An 8,004-nucleotide genomic window follows, 5' to 3' on the forward strand; every position below is an offset into this window, starting at 1 on the left:
CAAAGCAGACCCAAGTAGCTTTTCATCACATCCGCGTGGGAGTGAAACGGATGTTCAAAATCCTTAATAACGGTATGATTTAATCGTTTCGTTAACTTTGTATGAGCAAGCAGAGCGCCGACTGTAGCCAGCCCCGCGTGAGTGGTTAGAATGAGCTCTTTGGATCGTACAAATTGGATTTTCATCAATGCACCTCGATGGTGATAGTTGGAATCTAACGAATATCCTACTATTTCTCCATCGATCATTGATTTCCTTTCTTTATCTCACTATTTTGATTTTAAAGATCACGGATTCAGGATATTTGCAATTATATAATGCCGCTTATCAGCGCTACTTGAAGGACTGAAGCGGAAAGAAGCCTTGCGGTGTCCTTTTAAAAGATTGATGTGCTTGGCGGTACTAATATGCCTTGGGAAGGGAAAGGGTATGGTGCTCCAGCCGCTGGCCAAGCCCGAGTTCTTTTTCCGCCCCCATACCCTTCCCTGTTAGATCTGCTCTAAAATAATTAATGAACTTGCCCCATCGTCTTAGCCAGCAGCTCGAACGAACGCAGGCGGGCCTTATGGTCATACACCTGGGCGGTAGCAATCAATTCGTCGGCCCCCGTCTCTTCGAGAATGGCCGAAAGCTTGGATCTGACCGTATCGGGGCTGCCTATGGCCGAGCATTTGAGCATGTTGCCGCGCACGACCGCCTTCTCCTGTTCGCTCCACAGCTGGTCCATATTGTCCACCGGCGGCTTCAGCTTCCCGCTTCTCCCGCGAATTACGTTCAGAAACTGCTGTTCTTGAGACGTAGCCAGCCAGATTGCCTCATCATCCGTCGGTGCCGCAATGACATTCACCGCGACCATGACGTACGGCTTCTCCAAGGATGAAGATGGCCGGAAATGGCTGCGGTACAGCTCCAACGCAGGCAGCAAATAGTCCGGGGCAAAATGGCTGGCGAACGCGAACGGCAAACCGAGCTGGCCGGCAAGCTGGGCGCTGAACCCGCTGGAGCCGAGAAGCCAGATCGGGATATCGAGGCCTTCGCCGGGTACGGCCCGGACTCCCGGCGCCGCTCCGCCGAGCGCCGGATTCAGATAAGAGCGCAGCTCCAACAGCTGCTCGGGAAATTCGCTGCCGTCGCTATATACGTTGCGGCGAATCGCCCGGGTCGCGGGCTGATCCGTGCCCGGCGCCCGTCCGAGGCCGAGATCGATCCGGCCCGGAAATAACGATTCCAGCGTGCCGAATTGCTCGGCGATGACAAGAGGCGCATGATTCGGCAGCATAATGCCCCCCGATCCGACCCGAATCGTGCGGGTGTTAGCGGCAACGTGACCGATAATGACGGAAGTGGCCGAGCTGGCAACTCCCTGCATGTTATGATGCTCAGCGAGCCAGTAACGCTGGTAGCCCCATTGCTCGGCGTGCTGCGCCAAATCTACTGTATTGCGAAACGATTCGGCAGGCGTCCCTCCCTCCAACACCGGCGCCAAATCCAATATCGATAATTTCACTTTCCGATCTGCCATTTGACATTTGCCTCCTTATGGGTCAGCCACAATTTATCGAATATTGCGGGATATGCGTTCAATAAACGCGTGCAGGACAGCGATGTCCGCATCGGAGAGATCGGCAGTCAGCTGCTCTAGAAACTGCTTTCTTTTGGCCGTCAGCTCCATAAGCTCCGCTTCCCCCTTATCGGTTAACGATACCAGCGAAATCCGTTTATCTTGATCGTGCTTCCGGCAGGCAATCAACTGCTGCTGCTTCAGCTGCTTAAGATGCCTGGTGACGGCTGCCGCATCGAGACCGAGCAGGCGTTGCAGCTCCAGCTGGCTCAGCTCGGCGCGCTGATGCAAGCAGCCCATCATTTCCAGCTTCGTGCAGCTGGTGCTGACAGCGGAAGTAAACGCTTGGTCCATTTCTTTGATCAACACATGCAGACGATAAAATAATCGTTCCCGATCCGTGCATGACTGTTCGATTCGCGTCACCCCCATTACTTGATACATCAATTGATATATCAAACATTTTATACCTAGCATATTCAACATTCAAGCCTCAATTCAAAACGGAGCGACTTTGATCTGATTGCCTGATCATGCCGCCAAAAAACGCCAGGAAAAAAGTGCGCGATCGTTACGCCAGTACAGCCCGGAATGCGTCTTGGACGGATGGAAAGCCCGCAGCTAGCACATGTTGTCATTGCGAGGCGTCGGTAGGGCTATCAGCGCTGCCGTGCGAACGCTCTTAATCATTGGCACGATCGAATGATCGTAAGCGACTTGCAATGCCAACGCCATGTCCGCCGGAATGCGACCGAAGCGCAATGAATCCGCATATCGACATGAGGATTGATAATGTCGTATCATAATCATAGCCCTGATACTAGGAAGGAGAAACCGATGAAGACCGAATCCAAGATTATCATTAGCGAAACGAGTCCAACGCCGATTGTTAAAGATTTTACCACTTTCGCAAAATATGTGGAAACCCATCAGGTTCTGCTAACGAAATCGCAGCGATGGCTGAAGCGCAAAGATTTGCTTGCGATCAATGCACTGATGACGGAACCGGAGCAAGATATCACATCCTATTCCGATCAAAATGCATACCCGATGCTGAACCTTTTTTATCATTTGGCGCTGGCAGCGAAGCTATTTCGGACAGCGCCGGGGCGAGGCGGCCAAGACGCGCTGGTTCCCACGGACCGGCTGGCTCTTTTCTATGAGCTGAATCCGACGGAAAAGTATATTTCTTTGCTTGAGGCATTGTGGGTCGATGCAGACTGGGATGAAATGACGGAAAGCATGTCGCAGCACGGCCCGACGCTTTCAGTTCGTTCCTTTTTCAATCAACTGATGCAATTTCCTCCCGGGCAGCCGATCTATAAGATCAACGGGGAGCGCATCTCCGAGTTTTTATGGCGTTGGGATTATTTTGTACATTATTTTCGTTACTTCGGTTTTTGGGAGGCGACAAAGGACGCACAAAGAACGGCCAATTATGGGAAGAGATTTTGTTTTATCGTAAAATCGATCACTCTGACTCCGCTGTTTCATCAGCTCTGTCCAGAGCTGATCCGGTCCAGAGATCCGGAATCTTGGAATATGCCTTATCAACAGAATTCAAGCCGTTGGTCGATCTTCTCCGACAAAATGTTTCTGTTTGACGAAGATGAGGATGATGAAGAGTTCGACGATGACGAAGAGTTTGACGATGATGAAGATTACTATGACGAAGTGTATGAAGACGAAGAGTACGATGACGAAGATGACGAGGTGGGAGAACTGGAACCTTTCGCTGAAGCGCTCATTCCGCTTTTCCCTGAAGGAGAGCTGACGAGATGGCTGCCGCGGGTTTTCAACACCTTCTTCAGCGGCACCTATGTGCTTAAAGTAGCAGTCAGCAGAAGCTGCTGGAGGCGCATTCGGCTTTCATCCCATTGCACATTGTATGATCTCCATCTCGCTATACAAGAGGCGTTCGAGTTTGCGGACGATCACCTGTACGCATTTTTTATGGATGGAAAGCGTTGGTCGAGAAAGCAAGCGTATTATTCACCGAACGATATAGAGACGCAGGTCGTAACCGAGGCTCAGCTCGGAGAACTGGATTTGTCGGTCGGACAAACGTTCCTGTATGTATTCGACTTTGGCGATGAATGGGAGTTCAAGGTAACCGTCGAGAGCGCCGACCCGGTCGATTCGCGCCAGTCGAAGCCTCAAGTTATCCAATCGAAAGGCAACGCTCCCGAGCAATACAGCGACTGGGATTGAGAACGGCGTTTCACGCGCGTCCCCATCCCTTGCATTTTCAGGAAAAAGGCGAGGACTAGCTCTTGGCTGATTCGGTTGCCGCCAGCTTGTCCCCGCCGAAACGTGCTCATTTCTTCGCGTTGTGCATTAAGTCGGTCAGTTTGACGAACGTATAGCCTTGGGCCAGCAAATATTCGAGCACTTCAGGGAGCGCCTCGGGAGTATGGATGTTATCGTGAAGATGGAGCAGGATGATGCTGCCGTCCTTGGTGTCCCGCTTGATGATGCCCGCAATTTCCGCCGCGCTGCGGCTAGGTTCCCAATCGAGAGCGGTGACATCGTACAAGGCGATCGTCTTGTATCCGGTCGCCGCGATCACTTTGGCCGCTTCCTCGTCGATCGCGCCGGTCGGAGGCCTGAAGATCATCAGCGGCGCCACCTGAACCGCATTCGTCAGGGCGCGATGAGCCTTAACGATATCCTCCTGAAGCTCCTCCGGCGTCAATGTGGTGACGATCCTGTGGCTGTACGAGTGATTGGCGATTTCATGGCCCGCATCGTAAATCGCTCTCGCCAGGTTCGGATTGCGCTCGACGCCTTCGCCGACAAGGAAAAAGGTGGCCTGTACATGATAATCTTCCAAAATCCCGAGCAGCTTGCTGACCGTGTCCTCGCTCCCCCAGTCATCGAAGGTGAGAGCGATTTGTTTTTTCCCCGTGGGCAAACGCTTGAACATCTCATATTGGACATTCGCGTAGTCCAGATTTACCTTCGCCGCATCATATCCGGGAATCTCTTCAAGCGGCTTGCGCAGCACCCCTTTGTCCAACAGTTCATTCAAGGTGACGAGCTTAAAGCCTTTGACTTCGGCCGCCTTGGCGATGTAGGAAATCGCTCCGGGCACTTCCGGGTTGATGTGCGTATTCAGCGTTACAATGGAGCCTCTGCGCATGTATCGAGCCACATATTGCCCGATTTCTTCGGCGCTTTGCATATCGCGATCTCTCGGATTGATACTGTAGCGCACGACCCCTTTCATCCCCAGGGCGGCAGCCGCCTTGCGCACATTTTCCGTATACTCCCCGGATTTCGTGCGAACGTATTGCGGACGCATCCCCAGCTCGCGCTCGATCACCTCGTTGGCGAGGCGGATATCTTTGTAAATTTGTTCATAACTCATCGTGCTCATATCCTGCAGATTGAGCGTATTGTTCTCGATCTGATGGCCGGCCGCCAAAATCCGCTCAGCCACGTCCGGCTCCTCAGCTACCCGCATGCCCGGCAAGAAGAAGGTCGCCTTGATCCGGTATTGGTCAAGCTCGTGCAGAAGCTTGTCCATCGTTTCTCCGTCCGCCATGCCGTTGAATGTGAGCGCCAACTCCTTGCGCGAAGTAAAAACGTCGTCCATCGCATTGCTCAATTCATCGGTATAGCGAACTTCGTGAGCTGGGCTGCCCCCCTGCGCCGTATCCTCCGGCTGCACTTCTTCCCCAGGAGACTTCACCAAAACAAAATAGACGACCAGCGAAGCCACCAGCAAGAGCACCAGGACAGCCGCCGCAGCATACTTTGTTTTGCGCGGCTTGACCGCTTCATCCTGCCCCATTGTACGAACGCTCCTTCACTTGGATAGTTTGCTCTTCCTATGCATCCCCTATGTAATCTGCCCCAAACAATGTGAATGAGCCGTAGAGGGATAATATTGACTTATCTTGAAAATAGGCGGTACCCAGGGCTCCCACCGAAGCTTCCGAATCTCTAACGCTTGTGACCAACGCTATTTGGCCGAATCGTGCCTTTTTAAAAATGTAACGAAACGGAGTAACGCTATTTGGTCAGAAACGCTGAATCTGTCAGCCCAAAATGCGAAATAAGGCTGCTCACTTGCATTACCATTTCAAATCCATGGTTTCGAGGGAAATAAGCTCTGTGGCTAGCGTTACGGGCAAAACAGAATCGAAGCTAGCGAGCACGAAGAGAAGCTTCTATCCGAAGCGCATTCACCAGGTGAGCGGCTGGCGCTTAAGCGGCGGTTTGCCTGGTACAGAAGGCCGCACTTCGATTTAACGCATTATCGAAGTCGAACTTTTCTGGCAGCTTTTTCGGCAGCGCTGAGTAAACCTGCCTTGGGAGCAGCCCTTTATTGCGCAAATCTACACTTTACTGCCACGGAGAGACTGAGCCGACGGTTCCTGAAACCGTGTTCAGCGTGCGAACTCCGCGTTAGCGTGCAGACTCCGCGTTAGCATGCAGACTCCGCGTTAGCATGCGAACTCCGCGTTAGCGCTGCCCTTCTCCGGGCACATGAGGCGACAAATCCTGCAAAAAATGCAACATTTTCCGCCTCCTTTGCACAAAAGGAAGGGGAATGTTGCATTTCGTGCAACAATTTGGGGGCGATTGGCTTCAAACTCGGGAACATCGCCCAAAATGTTGCACAAAGTGCAACATTGAGCCGCCAATACGGTGTATCACCCCGTTTTTGTTGTACAAAATACTACAAAATACAACATTTGCTGACTCTCTTGAAAATAGCGCTTGGTGCGCTGCTGCCCATTTTCATCATCTGGTGGTGCTGCACCAGCGGCATGGGGGACTCTCTTGAAAATTCGACGATATTCCACGGGCCAAAATTTCAACCCCACAGGCAACGACCGATGATGAAAGGAAATGCTCGTCATCGGCGTCTATTCAAATAATTACTTTAGCAAAGGTAAACTTTCCTGCAACGGAAAAAAAGCCTTTGTCATTAAGGCTTTTCGTTAATCTTATGAATTTGGTCGGGATGACACGATTCGAACATGCGACCCCCTGGTCCCAAACCAGGTGCTCTACCAAGCTGAGCTACATCCCGAATATGTATGGCGTGCCCTGAGAGATTCGAACTCCCGACCTTTTGATTCGTAGTCAAACGCTCTATCCGGCTGAGCTAAGGGCACATAAATTTTAGAAAAGCGGAAGACGGGATTCGAACCCGCGACCCTCGCCTTGGCAAGGCGATGCTCTACCCCTGAGCCACTTCCGCAAATCAATGCGCTCGAGAGGACTCGAACCTCCACGGTTGTTACACCACTAGAACCTGAATCTAGCGCGTCTGCCAATTCCGCCACGAACGCAATTGTTTTGGTGCGGTTGAGAGGACTCGAACCTCCACGGGCGTACGCCCACTACCCCCTCAAGATAGCGTGTCTGCCATTCCACCACAACCGCATGCATCTGAGCCATGTAGGACTCGAACCTACGACACCCTGATTAAAAGTCAGGTGCTCTACCAACTGAGCTAATGGCTCATAATAAAATATCGCTACCGAAGCTTATGCTCCGACGAACCCAACCGGGTTCTCATCCCTGCAAAGAAGTAATTCATGGCGGAGCCGACGGGATACTCTCCGTGCGGTTACTTCGTTAACCGCTGACTGCGAGACTGCGAAGTATCGCTACCGAAGCTTCCGACGAACCCAACCGGGTTCTCATCCCTGCAAAGAAGTAATTCATGGCGGAGCCGACGGGATTCGAACCCGCGATCTCCTGCGTGACAGGCAGGCATGTTAGGCCTCTACACCACGGCTCCGCAGTAAGATTGGTTGCGGGGGCAGGATTTGAACCTGCGGCCTTCGGGTTATGAGCCCGACGAGCTACCGGACTGCTCCACCCCGCGATAATGGTGAACGCTGACGGGATCGAACCGCCGACCCTTACCCTGTCAAGGTAATGCTCTCCCAGCTGAGCTAAGCGTTCAAAGGGATGACCCGTAGGGGATTCGAACCCCTGTTACCTCCGTGAAAGGGAGGTGTCTTAACCCCTTGACCAACGGGCCTTCTATCTTGAAAATTTGGCGGTATACGCCGACAAAATTTCAATACCGCAGGTGACGACCGATGACGAAGGAAGCGCTCGTCATAGATGTCTATGTACAAAGAGTTGCTCCCTGAAAACTGGATACGAAACATTGCGCTGAAGCTTTTAGCATTTTAGTTAAGCCCTCGACCGATTAGTATTCGTCAGCTCCACGCGTTGCCGCGCTTCCACCCCGAACCTATCTACCTCGTCACCTACAAGGGGTCTTACTTACGGGGAAATCTCATCTTGAGGGAGGCTTCACGCTTAGATGCTTTCAGCGCTTATCCCTTCCGTACTTGGCTATCCAGCCATGCCCCTGGCGAGACAACTGGTACACCAGCGGTACGTCCATCCCGGTCCTCTCGTACTAAGGACAGCTCCTCTCAAATTTCCTACGCCCGCGACAGATAGGG

The 8,004-nt window shown here is 52.3% G+C and carries 4 protein-coding genes, 10 tRNA genes, 1 rRNA gene and 1 pseudogene; 1 reads left to right on the forward strand and 15 read right to left on the reverse strand.

What is annotated here, in order from left to right; translation table 11 throughout:
* From F591_RS32500 to F591_RS0126125, 3 genes and pseudogenes are all read right to left on the reverse strand, one after another.
* A pseudogene (locus F591_RS32500) lies at nt 1-185 on the reverse strand (IS1380 family transposase); the annotation flags it as partial.
* 323 nt (nt 186-508) lie between these two features.
* Nucleotides 509-1,522 (reverse strand): LLM class flavin-dependent oxidoreductase, encoded by a 1,014-nt coding sequence (locus F591_RS0126120; RefSeq protein ID WP_019537515.1) that lies wholly within the window; start codon nt 1,520-1,522, stop codon nt 509-511.
* 33 nt (nt 1,523-1,555) lie between these two features.
* Complete coding sequence (locus F591_RS0126125) at nt 1,556-2,020, reverse strand: MarR family winged helix-turn-helix transcriptional regulator (RefSeq protein ID WP_019537516.1); 465 nt, start codon at nt 2,018-2,020, stop codon at nt 1,556-1,558.
* A gap of 378 nt (nt 2,021-2,398) precedes the next feature.
* Here F591_RS0126125 and F591_RS0126130 point away from each other — a divergent pair, with 378 nt between their 5' ends.
* Nucleotides 2,399-3,772, forward strand: a complete 1,374-nt coding sequence (locus tag F591_RS0126130) for a plasmid pRiA4b ORF-3 family protein (RefSeq protein ID WP_019537517.1) — start codon at nt 2,399-2,401, stop codon at nt 3,770-3,772.
* 106 nt (nt 3,773-3,878) lie between these two features.
* Here the strand turns inward: F591_RS0126130 and F591_RS0126135 are convergent, their stop codons facing one another.
* From F591_RS0126135 to F591_RS0126190, 12 genes are all read right to left on the reverse strand, one after another.
* Nucleotides 3,879-5,357, reverse strand: a complete 1,479-nt coding sequence (locus tag F591_RS0126135) for a polysaccharide deacetylase family protein (protein WP_019537518.1) — start codon at nt 5,355-5,357, stop codon at nt 3,879-3,881.
* A 1,171-nt stretch (nt 5,358-6,528) separates the two neighbouring features.
* Nucleotides 6,529-6,605: transfer RNA gene (locus F591_RS0126140), tRNA-Pro, on the reverse strand.
* Nucleotides 6,606-6,613: 8 nt separating this feature from the next.
* Nucleotides 6,614-6,690 (reverse strand) — tRNA-Arg (locus F591_RS0126145).
* A gap of 14 nt (nt 6,691-6,704) precedes the next feature.
* Nucleotides 6,705-6,776, reverse strand: a tRNA-Gly gene (locus tag F591_RS0126150).
* A gap of 7 nt (nt 6,777-6,783) precedes the next feature.
* Nucleotides 6,784-6,867 (reverse strand) — tRNA-Leu (locus tag F591_RS0126155).
* An 8-nt stretch (nt 6,868-6,875) separates the two neighbouring features.
* A tRNA-Leu gene (locus tag F591_RS0126160) sits at nt 6,876-6,961 on the reverse strand.
* A gap of 7 nt (nt 6,962-6,968) precedes the next feature.
* A tRNA-Lys gene (locus F591_RS0126165) sits at nt 6,969-7,041 on the reverse strand.
* Nucleotides 7,042-7,245: 204 nt separating this feature from the next.
* A tRNA-Asp gene (locus F591_RS0126170) sits at nt 7,246-7,322 on the reverse strand.
* A gap of 10 nt (nt 7,323-7,332) precedes the next feature.
* Nucleotides 7,333-7,409: transfer RNA gene (locus tag F591_RS0126175), tRNA-Met, on the reverse strand.
* Between the two features lie 4 nt (nt 7,410-7,413).
* Nucleotides 7,414-7,489, reverse strand: a tRNA-Val gene (locus F591_RS0126180).
* Between the two features lie 7 nt (nt 7,490-7,496).
* Nucleotides 7,497-7,568 (reverse strand) — tRNA-Glu (locus F591_RS0126185).
* Between the two features lie 154 nt (nt 7,569-7,722).
* Nucleotides 7,723-8,004, reverse strand: a 23S ribosomal RNA gene (locus F591_RS0126190); the annotation flags it as partial.

It is taken from the genome of Paenibacillus ginsengihumi DSM 21568, from assembly GCF_000380965.1.
Taxonomy (GTDB): domain Bacteria; phylum Bacillota; class Bacilli; order Paenibacillales; family NBRC-103111; genus Paenibacillus_G; species Paenibacillus_G ginsengihumi.

What these genes read in the sequence shown, in the direction of transcription:
- F591_RS0126120 (WP_019537515.1), bottom strand. Translation starts at nt 1,522, where the DNA reads ATGGCAGATCGGAAAGTGAAATTATCGATATTGGATTTGGCGCCGGTG.
- F591_RS0126130 (WP_019537517.1), top strand. Translation starts at nt 2,399, where the DNA reads ATGAAGACCGAATCCAAGATTATCATTAGCGAAACGAGTCCAACGCCG.
- F591_RS0126135 (WP_019537518.1), bottom strand. Translation starts at nt 5,357, where the DNA reads ATGGGGCAGGATGAAGCGGTCAAGCCGCGCAAAACAAAGTATGCTGCG.